Raw genomic sequence first — 18,170 nt, forward strand, 5'->3', positions numbered from 1 at the left:
AGAACGGGAGACGGATGCGGCGTGTTGGCAAGTGGTTCGGCCAAAGTTGAGCCATGGACGCTCAAGTTTGTTGACAAAGAAATGACGGCGGGTAAAGTTGAGTGCAGAACGCTCAATTGCTCCGCGTGGTCATCCGCAAAGGGCCGGCCCAGGGCCGGCTCCGGCGGGGAATCCACGGGATGCGGGTTTTTCCAAGGAAAGAGGAAGCAAATATGTCACGTGCAGTAGGTATTGACCTCGGTACCACCAACTCGGTCGTCTCGGTCCTGGAAGGCGGCGAGCCCACGGTTATCGCCAACGCTGAAGGCGGCCGCACCACTCCTTCGGTCGTGGCTTTCGCCAAGTCCGGCGAAGTCCTGGTTGGCGAAATCGCCAAGCGCCAGGCCGTCAACAACATTGACCGGACCATCTCCTCCGTCAAGCGCCACATGGGCACCGACTGGAATGTCGACATTGACGGCAAGAAGTACACCGCGCAGGAGATTTCCGCCCGCATCCTGATGAAGCTGAAGAACGACGCCGAGGCCTACCTCGGTGAGAAGGTCACGGACGCCGTGGTCACCGTTCCGGCCTACTTCAACGACGCCGAGCGCCAGGCCACGAAGGAAGCCGGCGAAATCGCCGGCCTGAACGTGCTGCGCATCGTCAACGAGCCCACCGCGGCCGCCCTCGCCTACGGTCTGGACAAGGGCAAGGAAGACGAGCTCATCCTGGTCTTCGACCTCGGCGGCGGCACGTTCGACGTTTCCCTGCTCGAAGTCGGCAAGGATGAAGACGAGTTCTCCACCATCCAGGTCCGCGCCACGGCCGGTGACAACCGCCTCGGCGGCGACGACTGGGATCAGCGCATCGTTGATTACCTGCTGAGCCAGGCCAAGGCCAAGGGTGCGGATCTGTCCAAGGACAAGATCGCCCTGCAGCGCCTGAAGGAAGCAGCGGAGCAGGCCAAGAAGGAACTCTCCTCGGCCACCTCCACGAACATCTCCCTGCAGTACCTCTCGGTCACCCCCGAAGGCCCGGTCCACCTGGATGAGCACCTCTCCCGTGCCAAGTTCCAGGACCTGACCAAGGACCTGCTGGACCGCACCAAGAAGCCGTTCAACGACGTCATCGCCGAAGCCGGCATCAAGGTTTCGGACATCGACCACATCATCCTCGTTGGCGGTTCCACCCGTATGCCCGCCGTTTCCGAACTGGTGAAGGAACTGGCCGGCGGCCAGGAACCGAACAAGGGCGTGAACCCGGACGAGGTTGTCGCCGTGGGCGCAGCTCTGCAGGCCGGTGTGCTGAAGGGCGAGCGCAAGGACGTCCTGCTCATCGACGTCACCCCGCTGTCCCTCGGCATCGAAACCAAGGGCGGTGTGATGACCAAGCTGATCGAGCGCAACACGGCCATCCCCACCAAGCGCAGCGAGACCTTCACCACCGCGGATGACAACCAGCCGTCCGTGGCCATCCAGGTCTTCCAGGGCGAGCGCGAGTTCACCCGTGACAACAAGCCGCTGGGCACGTTCGAGCTGACCGGTATTGCTCCGGCTCCGCGCGGCGTCCCGCAGATCGAGGTCACCTTCGACATCGACGCCAACGGCATTGTGCACGTGTCCGCCAAGGACAAGGGCACCGGCGCCGAGCAGTCCATGACCATCACCGGCGGTTCCTCCCTTAACAAGGAAGACATCGACCGGATGGTGCGCGAAGCCGAAGAGCACGCTGCCGAGGACAAGAAGCGCCGCGAGGCCGCGGACATCCGCAACTCGGCCGAGCAGCTCGCCTACTCCGTGGACAAGCTTCTCGCGGACAACGACGACAAGCTGCCCGAAGACGTCAAGACCGAGGTCAAGGGCGACGTCGACGCGCTGAAGAAGGCGCTCGAAGGCACGGACAACGACGACGAGGTCAAGACGGCGTTTGAGAAGCTGCAGGCTTCCCAGACCAAGCTCGGCGAAGCGATCTACGCGCAGGCCTCAGCGGCCGGTGCCGAAGGCGCCCCGGGTGCAGCCGGCGGTGCGTCGGCTGACGGAACTGCAGCAGGCAGCGCCGCCGGTGACGAAGACATCGTTGACGCCGAAGTTGTCGACGACGAAGAAAAGAAGTAATCGTGGCGGCGGAAAACGAGCACGGGAACACTCCCGAAGGTGAAGAGCCCGTCACCGGCCAGGGCACGCCCGGCCAGGGGGACGCAGCGGATTCCGCCAACGGCGCCGCGGCAGGGGAGGAAGCTTCGGCTTCCGCCCCGGCCGCCGGAGCCGACGGAGATGCGCTTTCCCAGGCGGAGCAGATCCTGAACAACGCCGACGTACCGGCCGCCCCTGCCGCCTCCGCTTCGCAGGAGGCAGCGGAACTGCGCAACGACCTGCTGCGCCTGCAGGCCGAATACGTGAACTACCGCAAGCGGGTGGAGCGCGACCGCGACGTTGCACGGGAAATGGCAGTCATCGGTGTGCTGAACACGCTGATGCCTGTCCTGGACGACATCGACGCCGCGCGCCAGCACGGCGACCTTGCGGAGGGACCCTTCGCAGCGATCGCCACCAAGCTGGAGAACTCGCTGAAGACGTACGGGCTCAGCCGCATCGATGAGACCGGCGTGGAGTTCGATCCGAACATCCACGAGGCACTCATCCAGCAGCAGAGTGCGGACGTGACGTTTGATACCGTCACGCAGATCCTGAGGGCCGGCTACAAGTCCGGTGACCGGGTCCTGCGTGCCGCGCAGGTGATTGTTTCGGTTCCGGAACAGTAGCTGTACCGTGTCCGGGGCCGCTCAGGCGGCCCCGGACATTTTTCCATCGGCAGGTCCCGCAGCAGGGGCAGCAGGCCCGGCAGCCGTGAAGTCACGGCCAATGCAGCGGGATCGGCAAGTGAGGAAGGAACACCAATTGGCTAGTCAGGATTGGGTCGATAAGGACTTCTACAAGATTCTGGGTGTTCCCAAGGATGCGTCCGAAGCCGACATCAAGAAGGCGTACCGCAAACTGGCGCGGAAGTACCATCCCGACCAGAACCAGGGCGACGCCAACTCCGAGCGGATGTTCAAGGACCTTTCCGAGGCGTATTCGGTGCTCTCCGATCCCGAGGAGCGCCAGCAGTATGACGCCATCCGTGCCATGGGAAGCGGTGCCCGGTTCTCGGCCGGCGGCGCCCCGGGCGGCGGCGGGGGAACCGGCGGAGCGGGCTTCGAGGACATCTTCGGGGACCTGTTCGGCCAGACCGCCCGCGGCGGCAGCCGGCGGACCACCTTCAACGCCGGAGGCAGCAACATTCCGCCCGAATTCGCGGACCTCTTCGGGGGCGGCAGCGGATTCGGAGGCGGCGGTTTCGGCGCACCCCCGCCCACCAAGGGCGCGGACCGTACCGCCAGCACCACCATTTCCTTTGCCGGGTCCATCAACGGAACCGTCATCGGCCTGCGTGAACCCAACGGCGAAGTGGTGGAGGTGCGCGTACCGGCAGGCGTCAAGGACGGCCAGAAGATCCGTGTGCGCGGAAAGGGACAGCCCGGTGCGGCCGGAGCAGGGGACCTGATGGTCACCGTCCATGTCACACCGCATGACTTCTTCGCCCGCGAGGGCAACAACATCCGGATCCACGTTCCGGTGTCCTTCCCGGAGGCCGCCCTGGGTGCCACGATCGAGGTGCCGACACTGACCTCGGACACCGTCCGGCTCAAGGTGCCCGCCGGAACGCCGTCCGGCCGCACCCTGCGGGTCAAGGGCCGGGGCGTGCACACCTCCAAGGGCAACGGGGACCTGCTGGTGACCGTCGACGTCGCCGTTCCCTCGCGTCTGGACAAGGAGGCCCGGGAAGCGGTGGAAGCGTTTGCCGAGGCCACCAAGGGCGAGGACCCCCGGGCAGGATTGGCGGCCAAGGCGCGGTTGTAACCGCCGCGCGTTCCGCCGCCGGAGAGCGGGCGTCCCGCGTTAGCATTTCACCCGCGTTACCATGTCAACAGCAGTGAAGGAGGAACAGTGGGCATAGACGTCAATGCGCCTATTTTCGTGATCTCCGTTGCCGCTGAGCTCGCGGAAATGCATCCGCAGACCCTGAGGCAATATGACCGGCTCGGTATTGTCCGTCCCAGCCGGGCTCCGGGCCGCTCCCGCCGCTACTCCCAGCGGGATATTGAACTGCTGCGCGAGGTCCAGAAGCTCTCCCAGGAGGGCGTCTCCCTTGAAGGCATCAAGCGGATCATGGAGCTGCAGAACCAGGTGACCGGCCTGCGTCAGCGGGTTGTGGAGCTCTCCACTGAACTGGACGAGGCGCGGCGGCGTTCCTCCGACCGCAGCCGTGTCTTCGCGGCCGGGCTGGCCGGCGACGTTGTCACCCTCAGCCGCGGGCAGCGCCCGCCGGCCGCGGCCACCGCCGTGCAGCAGCTGGGCCTGGTCTCGCTGATGGAACGCCGGAGCCGGCTGCGTGCACTTCCGGCGGGCAAGCCTTCCGAGCGGAACTACGCCGACGGCGGATACATACAATCCCTTTGAGCCCGGTCCGCGCGCAGCTCCTGTGACACAATGCCGGGATGGCGCAGAAAGTAACTCCGCTCGGGGAAGTCCGGGCCCTGTACCGTTACCCGGTCAAGTCAACCGCCGGGCAGGCGCTGCCCGCCTCCGCCGTCACCGGCAGGGGACTGCAGCATGACCGCGGGTGGGCCGTCTACACGGACGACGGCGGCATCGCCAGCGGCAAACGGACGCGCCGCTTCCGGCCCGTGCCCGGCCTGATGCAATGGTCCTCCAGAATGGAGGATGACGTCATGGCGGCCGGCAGCTCAGACCCCGGATCCGGCGCCGGCAGCGCCCCGCTGCTGACGAGCCCGGAGGGCTTCAGCTACCGCGCGGATGATCCGGAGGCTGACCGGGCATTGAGTGCCGCCTTCGGCCGGGAGCTGCGCCTGCGCCCCGAAGCCGCCGTCCTGCACCATGACGAGACACCCCTGCACCTGATAACAACCTCTTCTCTGGCTGGCCTTCGGCAACTATCCGGTGGTGCGGTGGATGAGCGGCGCTTCCGCGCCAACATCGTGATCGATACCGGCTCCCTGCCCGCCTTCTGCGAGGACGACTGGGCGGGCGGGGAGCTGTTCCTCGGGGAGAAGGTTGTCCTCAGGCTGGGGGCGGGAATGCCCCGCTGCGTGATGATCGACCAGGCGCAGGCCGGCGTCGAGGCGCAACCCCAGGCCCTGAAGCTTCTGGGCGGGCACCATTCCACCGAATTCGGCCTGCAGGCCCACGTTCTGCGGACAGGAACGCTTCGGGTCGGCGACGCGGTGGCCTTCCGCCGCGGAGGAACGCACTAGCAGGAGCTGCGGAAGGGGCACCCGGGTGGGCGACGTCGGTGCGGGTCAGGCCGGGCGGGTCAGCGCGGGCGGTCAGCGCAGGCGCCGTGCCCGAAGCACCACATCCTCGGTGTGGTGCGCACCGGCACCGTTGGCGACATTCCGCGGGCGGGTTTCATTCACCTCGATCCGCCAATCCTCATCCAGAACGGCCGCGATATCTGCGGGAAGCACGTAGTCATCCGCATCGTGTCCCTGCCAGCCGCCGGCGGGCTCCGCATGATGCACCACCAGGAGCAGGCCCCCGGGGGAAACCGCCCGCATCAGGGCATGTTCCGCGGCATGATCCCCGGTACGGAGCAAAACCGGATATTGTGCCGACACCAGGTCAAAGGAGGCATCAGTGAGCTGCGCCTCGACCAGGCCGCTGTGCACCCACGCCACCTTCAGCCGCTGCACGTCCGCCTGCCGGGCAGCCCGTTCCAAGGCCACCCCCGAGACGTCAAGTGCGGTCACGTCCCAGCCACGGGCCGCCAGCCACAGCGCATCCGCGCCTTCGCCGCAGCCGACGTCGAGGACGCGCCCCGGAACCAGATCCCTCGCTTCGGAAACCAAGGCTCCGTTCGGCTGCCCGCTCCAAAGGGACTCCCGGGCGGCGTAACGCTCGTCCCACTCCTGCTCATCCACGGCGGCCGCGCCTAGCTCCGGACGTCGGCGTCCGGGCGGAGCCGGATCAGGCGCTGCGGACCTTCATCGTTCAGCTCCACCAGCTCGCTGCGGGAGGACAGGAAATCCGTGAAGGACCGGAATCCGAGCGGTTTTTCGTTGAAGGAAGGATCCATCCGGCGCATCTGGTTCTTCACCGTGCCCGTATTGAGCCACTCATCGTCGCCCTTGGCATGGCCGATCTTCAATGCCCGCACGAGGAGTTCGGTGGCCAGGGTCCGCGGATCGATGTCTTCGGCAACGTCCGGTTCCTCGAACCGGGCATCCTCGGTGTGCGAGAACATCGGCACGACCGTCAGCTTGCGGGCCTTGCTGGGGGTCTGATCCATTGACGCTGCGGGCGCCTTGGCGGATCCCGGTACCGCATCCGACGCGACGGCAGCGACGATGCCGGGCAGGGAGTCATAGTCCTCGAACTCATCACAGGCCGCGGCGAGGGACGTGCTCGTGGATCCGGCCACGCCGATGCCCACCACGAAGCGGCCGAGCCGCTTGGCTTTCTGTGCGAGGGCGATGTAGTCGCTGTCTCCCGCGACAATGATGATGTGCGTGAGGTCGGGGAGCCGGAAGAGGTCTTCCACCACGTCCACGGCAAGACGGATATCGGCGCCGTTCTTGGTGCCCCGGGTGGTAGTGGTGAACAGCTGGGTCAGGTCCACGGCACGGGACATCAGCTGGCGCTGGTAGCTGGCATTGACGGGTACAGACCAGTCGGCGTACGCCCGGTTCACCACCAGGGTGCCGAAGGACGCAGCGAAGTCGATGATGGCGTTGAAATCCACGGTTGCCGCAGTGAGTTTCGCGGCTACCTCGGGGTCTGCATCCCGGCTCGACTTATCGAAATTACGGATCCCGTCACGCTGGAACGCGTTCCGGCCGTGCAGCTGCTGGTAGCGGGAAATGACAATGTTATCGAAGTCGATATAGAGGCCGACGCGGGGGTCGCTCGGTTCGGACATGGTGGAAAATCCTTCGGGGCCGGCGGAAGGCACCCTGCCATCCGTACTTACAGTTTCCTTCCGCCGGTGCTGCAAGGGCAAACCGGGAGCGAATGGAGGGTTGTCCTGACCTGCCGGGACGTTGACGCCGGCGGTCCGATTATCCCGCCGGCGCGAACCGCTGCTGGCCGATCACGGCCAGCAGGCCAAGCTTCCGGGCAGCTTCGGAACGCGGAGCCGCGGTGAGGACCAGCAGGGCCTGACTCTGGTCTTCGCTGTACAGCGTCTGGCAGTCGACCTCAATGGCGCCCGGTTCTGCCGGCCTAGGCGCGCCGGTAGGCCAGATCGAAAATCAGCCGTCCGGCCTCATGGGCCTTGTTCTCGAAGCTGGTCAGGGTGCGTCCCTCGAAGCGCGGAGCCCAGCCGCCGCGGGCGTCGAGAACATCCTCCGGTTCCTTGTTTTCCAGGCCTTCGCGGTGCACGCGGGTCAGCGGGCTGGCCTCGCCGGCGCGTTCGCCGTCATGCAGGTTCCGGAACTGCGCGGATGCGTCCAGGACCTCGCGCATCTGCACGGCATAGTCGGACCAGTCGGTGGCCAGCCGCCAGGTACCGCCAGGCACCAGCACCCGGGCCACCAGATCAGCGAAGGACTCCTTGACCAGCCGTCGCTTGTGGTGGCGCGTCTTATGCCAGGGGTCCGGGAAGAACACCCAGACTTCCTCCACGGAGCCGGCCGGCAGCATGGTGCTCAGCACTTCCGGCGCGTTGGCCTGGACCACCCGGATATTCGTCAGGCCCTTCTGGCCGATCCGCTGCAGGGTCTGCGCCAGGCCGGGCAGGTACACCTCCACGGCCAGGAAATCCTTGTCCGGATTCTGCTCTGCGGCGTGCGCAACGGCCTCACCGAGGCCCGACCCGATTTCGACAATAAGGGGAGCGCTGCGCCCGAACTCGGCAGCGGCGTCGAACACGTAGCCCGGATGCACGGACGTGTCGGCTTCGTCGCGGGGCACATCCACCACAAAGCGGTCCGAGAGCTCGTCCCAGGCCTGCTGGCGGCGGCCCTGCAGACGTGAGCCGCGGCGGACAAAGGACACCGGGGAGCGGAAATGCTGCTCGTCGACGGTCTCGGTGCCGGTGGTCATGTCTGGATCCGCGGGCCCGGTGGCTGCGGCGTCGGGCAGGGCTGGTTCAGTAGTCATTACCATCAATATTATCGGTTCGAGGGTGCCAGGCTTTCCCGCCGGAGCTGCCCCCGATTAGGAAAGTTTCCGTATTACGGTAAACTGGAGGCAGATGTTGGTCCTGCCACTGTTCAACTACGGTCAAACTCATCCTTTGGCCGACGGCGAAGACAGTGTGTGTAAGCAGTCCAGCCTGCGTCGATGAACGCTTTCTTTTGTCCCGCTTCAGTGCGGTAGACACTGTCTGACTTTTCTTCGGCGAACCCCCGGCCCAAACGGCGTTGGGGGCCTCTTACCGAAAGTTGCCTGTCTTTAATGACCACTTTTGCTGCCCTTGGTGTGCCCAAGGCACTTGTTTCCTCCCTCGCCGCCGGCGGAATTGACGAAGCGTTCCCCATCCAGGTGGAGACCCTTCCGGATACGCTCAAGGGCCGCGACGTCCTGGGCCGCGGCCGCACCGGTTCCGGCAAGACGCTGGCCTTCTCCCTTCCCCTCGTTGCCCGCCTGGCCGAGAACGAGGCAGCCTACCGCCGCCGTCCGAACCGCCCGCTGGGCCTGGTCCTGGCGCCGACCCGCGAACTGGCCACGCAGATCAACAACGTGATTGAGCCGCTGGCCAAGGAACTGGGCCTGACCACCACCGTGATTTACGGCGGCGTCTCCCAGCAGCGCCAGGAAAAGGCACTCAAGGCCGGCGTCGACATTGTCATCGCCTGCCCCGGCCGCCTCGAAGACCTGATGAAGCAGAAGGTCATCAGCCTCGAGTCCGTCGAGATCACCGTGCTGGACGAGGCCGACCACATGGCGGACCTCGGCTTCCTGCCGGTTGTCCAGCGACTGCTGGACCGCACCCCGGAAAAGGGCCAGCGGATGCTGTTCTCCGCCACCCTGGACAACGGCGTGGACAAGCTGGTCCGCCGTTACCTGTCCAACCCGCTGACGCACTCGGTGGATGAGCCGCAGGCAGCGGTGTCCACCATGGAGCACCACGTGCTGCTGGTCCAGGACCAGACGGCCAAGAAGCTGCTGGTCAAGGAACTGGCCGGTGGCCAGGGCCGCCGCATCATGTTCATGCGCACCAAGCACCATGCACGCAAGATGGCCCAGTTCCTCACGGACAACGGCATCCCCACCGTGGATCTGCACGGCAACCTGTCCCAGAACGCCCGCGACCGGAACCTGGCGGAGTTCGCTTCCGGCGATGTCCGCGTCCTGGTCGCCACCGACGTCGCCGCCCGCGGCGTCCACGTGGACGACGTCGAACTCGTGGTCCACATTGATCCGCCCACGGAGCACAAGGCCTACCTGCACCGTTCAGGCCGTACGGCCCGTGCCGGATCCAGCGGAACCGTGGTGACGCTGACCCTTCCGGAGCAGAAGAGCGAAGTGTCGAAGCTGATGAAGGCTGCCGGCGTCGACGTTTCCATCGAGAAGGTCAGCCACAACTCCCCGTCGATCGCCAAGCTCGTCGGCGAGCGTGCCGCCGTCGTGGAACCCCACGTCCGCGCCGCGCAGCTTGCCGCAAAGTCGCCGCAGCAGGGTGGCGGCCGCTCCACCGGCGCCAATGCCCAGCGCAAGCGTGCAGCCCGCTCCACCGGTGCTCCCCGCGCCGGCGGACGCGGCGGCACAGGCGGACGCGGCCGCGTTTCGGCGGAACGTCCGGACCGCAGCGAACGCAATGACCGTGCAGCCGCCGGTGAGGACCAGCGTACGCAGCGTCCGGCCCGTTCGGCCGACGGCCGCCGCAACAGTGCCTCGGCTGCCACCGCAGCCGGGCGCAACCGCCGTCCGGCCACCGGACAGCGCGCAGAGGGTGCCGGCGCCGGCCAGCGTGCCGGCGGAGCCTCCCGCGGTGCCGGTGCAGCCTCAGGCCGTCCGGCGCGCTCCGCCGGGGCCCGCCGTGCCACCGCTCCGGCGTCGAACGAACGCCGTTCCCGCTAACGCCTGACCGGCTTCAGCAAGCAAAGAGGCACCGCATCCACGCCGGATGCGGTGCCTCTTTGCTTGCCGGGACGGGCGTTTATTCGGTGTACAGACCCATTCCCCGCAGGACATTCCGCCGTGCCGCGTTGGAGATCAGGAACCGCCTGCCGGCCGTCACCTCCGGCTCGATGCGGACAAACGCGTTCTTGGCGCCGGTCTGCCAGGGAAACAGCGCCAGATCCTCGGAATCCATGATCTCGTCGTAGTCCTCCAGCAGGGCGGCGCCGCCCTTGAGCACCACGCTCCACGCGGAGGAAAGAGTGTCATCGTAACCATCGATTTCGAAGGCGACCGGGTTCCCCGAGAGGGCGCCGGCCAGCTTGGTGCCCGCAGCCGTACGGAACACCACTGTGCCGTGGTCCACGGCAAAGTTGACGGGAAAAATCTCGGGCTGCCCCTCAACCACCACGGCGAGCCGGGCGAACCGCGCCTGCCGTATGTAATCCCAGCACTGGCTCGAGGTCAGGTGGTCTGCGGTGTTCTCTTCGCTGATAGGCATAGCGCCAGTCTAGGGGCAGGAGCGGACGGGCGGGTCTTCCGGGCCGCGAAGCCGTGGCGTATCGCTGCCCGGAGGGGAACAATGGGGCCATGAAAGCGATCCTGAACGTTATCTGGCTCCTGTTCGGCGGCATCTGGCTGGCCCTGGGATACGCGCTGGCCGGAGTGGTGTGCTGCCTGCTCATTGTCACCATTCCCTTCGGCATTGCCTCCTTCCGCATTGCCAACTACGCCCTCTGGCCGTTCGGACGGACGGTGGTGGACAGGGGAGGATTTACCGGGCCGCTCTCCCTGCTGGGCAACATTATCTGGCTGCTGGTGGCCGGCATCTGGATCGCCGTCGGGCATGTCGTCACTGCCATCCCGATGTTCGCGAGCATCGTCGGCATCCCGCTGGGCATTGCCAATCTGAAGATGGTGCCGATTTCGCTGATGCCGCTGGGCAAGGTCATTGTCCCGACGGACACCTGGCAGATCACCCCGTACGCCGGCAATGCGTACCGGCAGCCCGGTTACCAGGGCCGGGTGGCTCCGCAGCAGCAGCGGCCGTACTGACCGGAGCCCGTTCCCGCTAGCCCCGGGCGCCCTCGAGGAAGGCCTTCATCAGCGGACCGCCCGAGGTGGAACCCCGCTCGCCCTGTTCCACGAACACGGCCACGGCCAGATCACCCTGGATGGCCAGGACCCAGGCGTGGGTTTCCGGCGGAGTCTGGCTGCCGAACTCCGCGGTCCCCGTCTTGGCGAGCACGGGTTCCCCTGGAACGTCCTGCAGCATCTGCACTCCGCCCTCGGTGACGACGGCGCGCATCATCTCCCGCAGTGCTGCCGCCTCCTCCATGGTGAGGTTGCCGGGGGAAGGTGTCTTCGTTTCCGACGCTGAGGGGGTGGGCGAGGCTGCGGCTCCGGCCGCCGTTCCCGGCGCGGGCAGCCGGATCAGTGTGGGCGAGATACGTTCGCCCTTGCTGATCGAGGCGCCGGCGACGGCCATGGCCAGAGGGGACACCAAGACCTCGCCCTGTCCGATCAGCGAGGCGGCGTGGGCGGTGCCTTCCGCCCCGGCGGGGACGGACCCGAGGAATGCGTCCGTGCCGATGGAAGCATCGACGCCGATGCCCAGGTCGCCAGCGGCTTCCGCCAGGCGTTGCTGCGGCACGGTGTCCCGGGCATTGAGGAAAGCAGTGTTGCAGGAATTCGCGAAGGCGGTGCGCAGCGGGATGCTGCCCGTGGCTTCGACCGGGTACCCGGGCACGTTGCTGAACTTACGGCCGTCGACGTTGAGCTCGGAGGGGCACTCGACCGTACTGCCCGGCGTGCTGCCCGTGCGGAGCATGGCCAGTGCGGTGGCTGTCTTGAACGTGGACCCCGGCGGGTACTGCCCGAGGAGGGCGGTCTGCTGACCCTCGCTTCCGGGACCGTTGGCCACGGTGAGGATTTCTCCGGTGGAGGGCTGGATGGCCACGATTGCGGAGGCGGAGGGCTCCTGTTCCAGAATGTCCTCCGCAAGCAGCTGTAGTTTCGGATCCAGCGTTGTCTGCAGGGCCGCGCCGGACTGCGGATCGATGCTGAAGACGGTGTCGCTGGTTCCGGCTGCATCCTCGATGGTGACTGTGACGCCGGGGCTTCCCTGCAGCTGCGAGTCATACTGCTTCTGGAGTCCGGACAGTCCCGTCTGGTCGCCCGCTGACAGCCGCCCCTCGGATTCCTCGATGAGTTCCGCCGTCGCCTCTCCCACTGTGCCGAGGAGGGCGCGGGCAAATCCGCGGGTGGGGGCGAGGATCCGCTGGGTGGGGAGGACCAGCCCTCCCGGGATGGCTTCGACCGCAGCGGCGGTTGCCGGCCCCTCCGCCTCCTCGCGTTGGACTATCGCCTCGACAAAGGCCTCGGGGCCGGCAGCCTGGACCTGGGCGGTGTAGGCAGCGGGATCCAGCCCGGTCAGACCGGCCATGGCCGCCGCCGACGAGGCCAGCTGTTCTTCGGGCAGATCCGGCTTGTTGATGCCGATGCGCAGCACCGGCCGGGCGCTCATCAACGGCACCCCGTTACGGTCGAGGACATCCGCGCGGCTGCCGGAGGCCGTGGTGCGCACCAGCCGGTCGCCGTCGGCCAGGGGGCTGAAGACGACGGACGGCGCCCATTCGACGAGCCACTGGTTGTCCTCGCCGCGGCGCAGCTGGGCCGTGCTCTCGTAGGTCCAGTCCGGCTGCGAATCACTGTTCACGTCCCAGGCGTAGGCCAGGCGTGCGGTGGCAGCGCCGTCATCCTCGGAGTCCTCATCAATGCCCGCCACCGTGACGGCGGGGCGGAGAGGTCCCATTTCCGCGGTCAGCTCCGCCAGCTCGGTGTTCACCTGGTCGGGGGAGCCCGCCGTGAACGCCGAGGCTGAAACATCCAGCTGGCTCAAACCCTTGGCGAGGGAAGAAGCAGCACCATCCGGAGCCGGTTTGTCCGGTGAACAGGACACGAGGGCCAGGGCCAGGGCCGCAGCGGCCAGGATGGAAACAGACGTACGGTTTTTCCCCATTCGCACAGGGTACCTCCTGGCGCCGCCCTGGGCGGGTCCGAACCGCCCGTCAAGGGGTGCGGAGGCGTAGGCGGGTGACCGGCTTCGCGACCCTGTGCAGGGCCTTCTTTCCCTGCTACGGTTTGGAAAACGGCCAGGAATGGCGCTCGACTACAACTCGCTTCCCCCGGCATCCTGCCGACGGCCGGATCGGTCACCATGACCGCTGGAGGACCGGATCGGTTGCCGGTTGTTCTACGGCAGGAGTGGGCAAATGTCCGATCTGGACATGATTCTCGGGAAAACGGCGCGGTCTTACGGGCGCCGGCAGATCCAGGCAGGCCATGCACTGATGATCGTCATGGTCCGGGATATTCCCTTTCCCATTGGAGAGGTATGGTCCGCCGTCGCGGACCCGGAACGACTGGGCCAATGGGTGGCGCTGCCGGAGGGGGACCTGCGGCGGGGAGGAAATTACAGCCTTCCCGATGGATCCCACGGCTCTATTCTGCGCTGTGACGGACCCCGGCTCCTGACGGTGTCCTGGGCCAGGGAGGGCTCCTCCGCGGGCGAGGTGGAGTTTCACCTGACCGGGGAGGACGGATCCACCCGGTTTGAGCTGCGCTACGCGTCGGTCCGCAAGGGGTTTGCCGTCACCGCTGCGCCGGGCGCCGGTCTCTGGACCGGCGGCGCCGGGTGGGAGTATTTCCTCGATGTCATGGAGGAATATCTGGCCGGCCGCGTCCCCGACCAGCCGTCCGGGATCCTGTTTGAAATCGAAGACGAGGGGGAGCTGGCGCAGCTCTTCGAAGCCCGCAACGAACGCTGGCGCAGGACTGCCGATGATTTTGACCAGGAGCATACGGCGTAGGAGCGCTCCGCGTGCGCCCAACGGCTTTACTTCGAAAGTTGAGCTGACTAGACTCAACTTTGCTTAGCAACGCTGAAGCATTCTTAGCTAAGGTCTTTGAGGAGTCACCGTGGACACTAAATTCACGAACAAAAGCCAGGAAGCGCTTTCGGCTGCGGCCATGAACGCGAACACGGCAGGTAATCCGCAGATCGAACCCGCGCACCTGTTGAAGGCGCTGATGGACCAGCGTCAGGGAGTGGCCGTCGCCGTTCTCAAGGCGGCCGGCGTCAATGTGGATACTGTCAGCGCAGCTGCCAGCACTGCCATCCACCAGCTGCCCTCTTCCTCGGGTTCCTCCGTGGCCCAGCCGCAGTTCTCGCGTCCGTTGCTTCAGGTGATCAATGCTGCGCAGCAGGAGGCGGAGAAGCTGGGGGATGCCTTTGTATCCACGGAGCACCTCCTGCTCGGGCTGTCCCTGGATAACGGCCCGGCCGGAAAGGCCCTGCGGGACAACAACGCCGGCCATGACGCCCTTAGCGCTGTGCTTCCATCTGTACGAGGAGACCGAAAAGTGACCAATGCTGATCCGGAGAACACCTTCCAGGCCCTGGAGAAATTCAGTACGGACCTGACGGAAATGGCCCGCTCGGGCAAGCTGGACCCGGTGATCGGCCGGGACGCGGAGATCCGCCGCGTCATCCAGGTGCTCAGCCGCCGCACCAAGAACAACCCCGTGCTTATCGGCGAACCGGGCGTGGGCAAGACCGCCGTCGTCGAAGGACTTGCCCAGCGCATCGTGGCGGGGGACGTGCCGGAAAGCCTCAACGGGAAGACCCTGCTGTCCCTGGACCTGGGGTCCATGGTTGCGGGGGCCAAGTACCGCGGCGAGTTCGAGGAACGCTTCAAGGCAGTGCTGGAGGAAATCTCCGCCGCCGAAGGGCAGATTGTCACCTTCATCGATGAGCTGCACACCGTGGTGGGCGCCGGCGCGGCCGAGGGATCCATGGATGCCGGCAACATGCTCAAACCGATGTTGGCACGCGGGGAACTGCGGCTGATTGGTGCCACCACCTTGGACGAATACCGCGAAAACATCGAAAAGGACGCCGCGCTGGAGCGGCGGTTCCAGCAGGTGTACGTGGGCGAGCCCAGCGTCCCGGACACCATCGGCATCCTGCGCGGCCTGAAGGAACGCTACGAGGCCCACCACAAGGTGGCTATCGCCGACTCGGCGCTGGTTGCCGCCGCGACGCTGTCCAACCGCTATATCACCGGGCGCCAGCTTCCGGACAAGGCCATCGACCTGGTGGATGAGGCCGCTTCCAGGCTGCGGATGGAGATTGACTCCGCACCCGAAGAGATCGACGAACTCCGGCGGGCTGTGGACCGGCTCACCATGGAGGAACTGGCGCTGGCCAACGAAACCGACGAGGCATCCGTCGAGCGGCTCGCTGTGCTGCGCGAGGACATGGCCAACCGCAAGGAACAGCTGGCAGCCCTCAACGCCCGGTGGGAAGCCGAAAAGGCCGGCCTGAACCGGGTCGGCGATCTGAAAGCCAAGGTTGACGAGCTGCGCAGCCTGGCGGAAAAGGCCCAGCGGGACGGTGACCTGACCGAGGCGTCACGGATCCTCTACGGTGAGATCCCTGCCCTGCAAAAGGAACTCGACGCCGCCCAGCAGGCCGAAGCCAGCAAGTCCGGCGAGGAAGCCCAGGAGCTGATGGTCTCCGAGGAAGTCACGGCGGACGACATTGCCGAAGTGGTCTCCGCCTGGACCGGGATTCCCGCCGGCCGCATGCTGCAGGGCGAATCGCAGAAGCTCCTGGACATGGAAGCAGCCATCGGCTCCCGGCTCATCGGGCAGTCCAAGGCCGTGGCCGCTGTTTCCGATGCGGTGCGCCGTTCCCGTGCCGGAGTCAGTGATCCGGACCGGCCCACCGGTTCCTTCCTTTTCCTCGGCCCCACCGGCGTCGGTAAGACCGAGCTGGCCAAAGCCCTGGCGGACTTCCTCTTTGATGACGAGCGCGCCATGGTCCGCATCGACATGAGCGAGTACTCCGAGAAGCATGCCGTGTCCCGGCTCGTGGGTGCCCCTCCCGGATATGTGGGTTATGAGGAGGGAGGCCAGCTGACCGAAGCAGTGCGCCGCCGCCCGTACTCCGTCATCCTGCTGGATGAGGTGGAGAAGGCGCACCCGGACGTCTTCGACATCCTGCTCCAGGTGCTCGACGACGGCCGGCTGACCGACGGCCAGGGCCGGACGGTGGACTTCCGCAACGTCATCCTGATCCTGACGTCCAACCTCGGTTCCCAGTTCCTGGTGGACCCGGGCCTGAACGAGGAACAGAAGCGCGACTCGGTGATGTCCATGGTCAATGCCAACTTCAAGCCGGAGTTCCTCAACCGGCTCGATGACGTGATTCTGTTTGATCCGCTGAGCCTGGAGGACCTGACCCGGATCGTGGACATCCAGGTGCGGGCCCTCGCCAACCGGCTGCACGAACGCCGGCTGGTGCTGGACGTGACCGATGCGGCGCGGGAATGGCTGGGACTGACCGGCTACGATCCGGCGTACGGCGCCAGGCCGCTGCGGCGCCTGGTGCAGCGGGAAATCGGCGACCAGCTGGCCCGCGGCATTTTGGCCGGAAAAATCAGCGACGGTGACACCGTGCTGGTGGACCGGTCCGCGGACGGGCTGGACGGTGACGGACTGGTGGCAGAGCCCGGCCTGACGGTGGCAGCGGTCAGCTGACTCCGGATCCGGAGGGGTGTCCGGCGCGGCAGGGGGAACCTGCCGCGCCGGGACAGCCTACGGGGAGACCAGGGACTCGGTGAGCTCCTGGTCATTGGGGGAGAACACGAAGCAGTCCACGCGGCGGTCACCCGCGGCCCAGGTCTGTTCCGTGGGGATGGACTTGGTGAGCAGCAGGTCCGGGAACTCTGCGGCGGCGTCGGTGTAATCCACTCCGGCGCAGACCTCGTTAACCCGCTTCTCAAGGGCATCCGTGCCCGGGAATCCGGCGTCTTCGGGCAGGCTTTCCGTGGCGACCAGCTGCGCGCTGTGCGGGGTGTCGCAGGTGACGACCGTAGCCTCGGAGTTCACGTCCTCCCAGTCCTGCAGGCACGCCCCGGAGGCCAGTTCCACCGGGCTGACGTCCTCCGAGATGACACCCTCCGCCTTGTCGTTGAAGACAAAAACGAACAGCAGGATGGCGATGAGCGCGGCCAGCACCACCCCGCCCAGCACCAGCAGGAGCCGGGTCTTGCGGTTGCTTTTGCCCCGGCCCGCAGCGGTGGCAGGTTTCACGGGGGCCCCGGACGCGGCGTCCGTGCGGTTCCCTGCGGCGCCGGAGCTGCTGCCCGTGCCCGTGACGGTGCCCTTGACGGGGCCGGAGCCCGCGCCCCTGCCGGAGCCGGTGGCGGAGGCTGTCCCGGGCTGTGGAGCGCCTGATGATCCCGAGGCCTGCCCGGTTTCCCCCAGCCGGCGGGAGCGGCGCGTATCGCCGGGGCGGACGGCAGCAGCGGTGGCGCCGGACTCCCCTGAAGCTGTGCCGGTATCAGCCTCAGCCGCAGCGTCCCGGGGGGATTCGGTCACAGGGGCAGCTGCATTGATGCCGTCCAGGGGATGCGCCGGTGCGTCCCGAACCGGCGGTTCGGACCCCGCCTCGGGTGCGGATTCGGCGCTGACGGGCGCTCCGGGCTCTCCTGGCGCCGCCGGCTCCCCGGCCGCTGGTGTCTCCCCGGGGGCTGCTTCGGCCTTTTCGGGGGCGGGCAGGGTCCGTCCGGCGTCCGGCTCCACTGCCTCTTTGGGCACGTGGATTTCGGCACCCGACGGGGCGGGCTCGAGTCCGGAAAGACGCCCGGCTTCGGCAGCGTCGGCCTCCGCCGCAGCGGTTTCCGAGGCGACCTGCTCCAGGGCCGCTGCCTCCACGGCGTCTGCACTCAGCGCCGGCTCGGCCAGGGAGGGCTCGACCAGCGTCAGGTCCTGGGGAGCAACTACTACCGGCTCCGGGGGAAGGCCGGAAGCTTCGGCGTCGCCGGTTTCGGCACCTGCATCCACGGGGGAGCCCGCAGGGGACTCGGAATGGGCGTTCAGATCGGAGGAGGCACCGGGTGTGCCGTCCTGTTCCGGCGGCGGGGTATCCGCTCCCGGTGTGTTTTTCTGATCGCTCATGGTGAACGCGTGTCCTCCCTGTAGGCGGTGCCGTAAGGC

The 18,170-nt window shown here is 66.7% G+C and carries 15 protein-coding genes; 9 read left to right on the plus strand and 6 right to left on the minus strand.

The annotated features are described in order from the left end of the window. Positions 1-212: 212 nt before the first annotated feature. The 5 genes from dnaK to GD627_RS03355 all read left to right on the plus strand — a co-directional run bounded on the left by dnaK (position 213) and on the right by GD627_RS03355 (position 5,296). Complete coding sequence (gene dnaK / locus GD627_RS03335; protein WP_152271337.1) at positions 213-2,096, plus strand: molecular chaperone DnaK; 1,884 nt, start codon at positions 213-215, stop codon at positions 2,094-2,096. 2 nt (positions 2,097-2,098) lie between these two features. Further along, positions 2,099-2,743, plus strand: a complete 645-nt coding sequence (locus tag GD627_RS03340) for a nucleotide exchange factor GrpE (protein WP_246165288.1) — start codon at positions 2,099-2,101, stop codon at positions 2,741-2,743. Positions 2,744-2,879: 136 nt separating this feature from the next. After that, entirely contained in the window at positions 2,880-3,881 is a 1,002-nt protein-coding gene (locus GD627_RS03345; protein ID WP_146360652.1) for a DnaJ C-terminal domain-containing protein, read from the plus strand. An 87-nt stretch (positions 3,882-3,968) separates the two neighbouring features. Beyond that, positions 3,969-4,481 (plus strand): heat shock protein transcriptional repressor HspR, encoded by a 513-nt coding sequence (locus GD627_RS16735; RefSeq protein WP_194265948.1) that lies wholly within the window; start codon positions 3,969-3,971, stop codon positions 4,479-4,481. A gap of 38 nt (positions 4,482-4,519) precedes the next feature. Further along, positions 4,520-5,296: an MOSC domain-containing protein gene (locus GD627_RS03355; protein ID WP_152271339.1), complete on the plus strand. Its 777-nt coding sequence runs from the start codon at positions 4,520-4,522 to the stop codon at positions 5,294-5,296. 72 nt (positions 5,297-5,368) lie between these two features. On the opposite strand, the gene GD627_RS03360 is transcribed toward GD627_RS03355, so the two are convergent. The 3 genes from GD627_RS03360 to trmB form a co-directional block, all read right to left on the minus strand. Beyond that, complete coding sequence (locus GD627_RS03360) at positions 5,369-5,962, minus strand: class I SAM-dependent methyltransferase (RefSeq protein WP_152271340.1); 594 nt, start codon at positions 5,960-5,962, stop codon at positions 5,369-5,371. A gap of 11 nt (positions 5,963-5,973) precedes the next feature. Then, the gene (locus GD627_RS03365) at positions 5,974-6,960 is read right to left on the minus strand and encodes an NYN domain-containing protein (protein WP_152271341.1); all 987 of its coding nucleotides are present in this window, start codon (positions 6,958-6,960) and stop codon (positions 5,974-5,976) included. A 302-nt stretch (positions 6,961-7,262) separates the two neighbouring features. Beyond that, positions 7,263-8,141 carry a tRNA (guanosine(46)-N7)-methyltransferase TrmB gene (trmB, locus tag GD627_RS03375; protein WP_425481877.1) on the minus strand — a complete coding sequence of 293 codons (879 nt, stop codon included), beginning with the start codon at positions 8,139-8,141 and terminating at the stop codon, positions 7,263-7,265. 297 nt (positions 8,142-8,438) lie between these two features. Here trmB and GD627_RS03380 point away from each other — a divergent pair, with 297 nt between their 5' ends. After that, complete coding sequence (locus tag GD627_RS03380; RefSeq protein WP_152271342.1) at positions 8,439-10,064, plus strand: DEAD/DEAH box helicase; 1,626 nt, start codon at positions 8,439-8,441, stop codon at positions 10,062-10,064. A 79-nt stretch (positions 10,065-10,143) separates the two neighbouring features. Here the strand turns inward: GD627_RS03380 and GD627_RS03385 are convergent, their stop codons facing one another. After that, complete coding sequence (locus GD627_RS03385) at positions 10,144-10,605, minus strand: pyridoxamine 5'-phosphate oxidase family protein (RefSeq protein ID WP_152271343.1); 462 nt, start codon at positions 10,603-10,605, stop codon at positions 10,144-10,146. 89 nt (positions 10,606-10,694) lie between these two features. Between GD627_RS03385 and GD627_RS03390 the strand changes: the two genes are divergently transcribed. Next, positions 10,695-11,159 (plus strand): YccF domain-containing protein, encoded by a 465-nt coding sequence (locus tag GD627_RS03390; RefSeq protein WP_152271344.1) that lies wholly within the window; start codon positions 10,695-10,697, stop codon positions 11,157-11,159. 16 nt (positions 11,160-11,175) lie between these two features. Here the strand turns inward: GD627_RS03390 and GD627_RS03395 are convergent, their stop codons facing one another. Further along, positions 11,176-13,125 (minus strand): penicillin-binding transpeptidase domain-containing protein, encoded by a 1,950-nt coding sequence (locus GD627_RS03395; RefSeq protein ID WP_152271345.1) that lies wholly within the window; start codon positions 13,123-13,125, stop codon positions 11,176-11,178. A gap of 253 nt (positions 13,126-13,378) precedes the next feature. Here GD627_RS03395 and GD627_RS03400 point away from each other — a divergent pair, with 253 nt between their 5' ends. Both GD627_RS03400 and clpB read left to right on the plus strand, forming a co-directional pair. After that, positions 13,379-13,975 (plus strand): SRPBCC domain-containing protein, encoded by a 597-nt coding sequence (locus GD627_RS03400; RefSeq protein ID WP_152271346.1) that lies wholly within the window; start codon positions 13,379-13,381, stop codon positions 13,973-13,975. A gap of 109 nt (positions 13,976-14,084) precedes the next feature. Further along, complete coding sequence (gene clpB, locus GD627_RS03405) at positions 14,085-16,709, plus strand: ATP-dependent chaperone ClpB (protein ID WP_152271347.1); 2,625 nt, start codon at positions 14,085-14,087, stop codon at positions 16,707-16,709. A gap of 57 nt (positions 16,710-16,766) precedes the next feature. Here the strand turns inward: clpB and GD627_RS03410 are convergent, their stop codons facing one another. Continuing rightward, complete coding sequence (locus GD627_RS03410) at positions 16,767-18,131, minus strand: septum formation family protein (protein ID WP_152271348.1); 1,365 nt, start codon at positions 18,129-18,131, stop codon at positions 16,767-16,769. Positions 18,132-18,170 lie beyond the last annotated feature (39 nt).

This window comes from Arthrobacter yangruifuii (assembly GCF_009192775.1).
Classification (GTDB): Bacteria; Actinomycetota; Actinomycetes; order Actinomycetales; family Micrococcaceae; genus Arthrobacter_B; species Arthrobacter_B yangruifuii.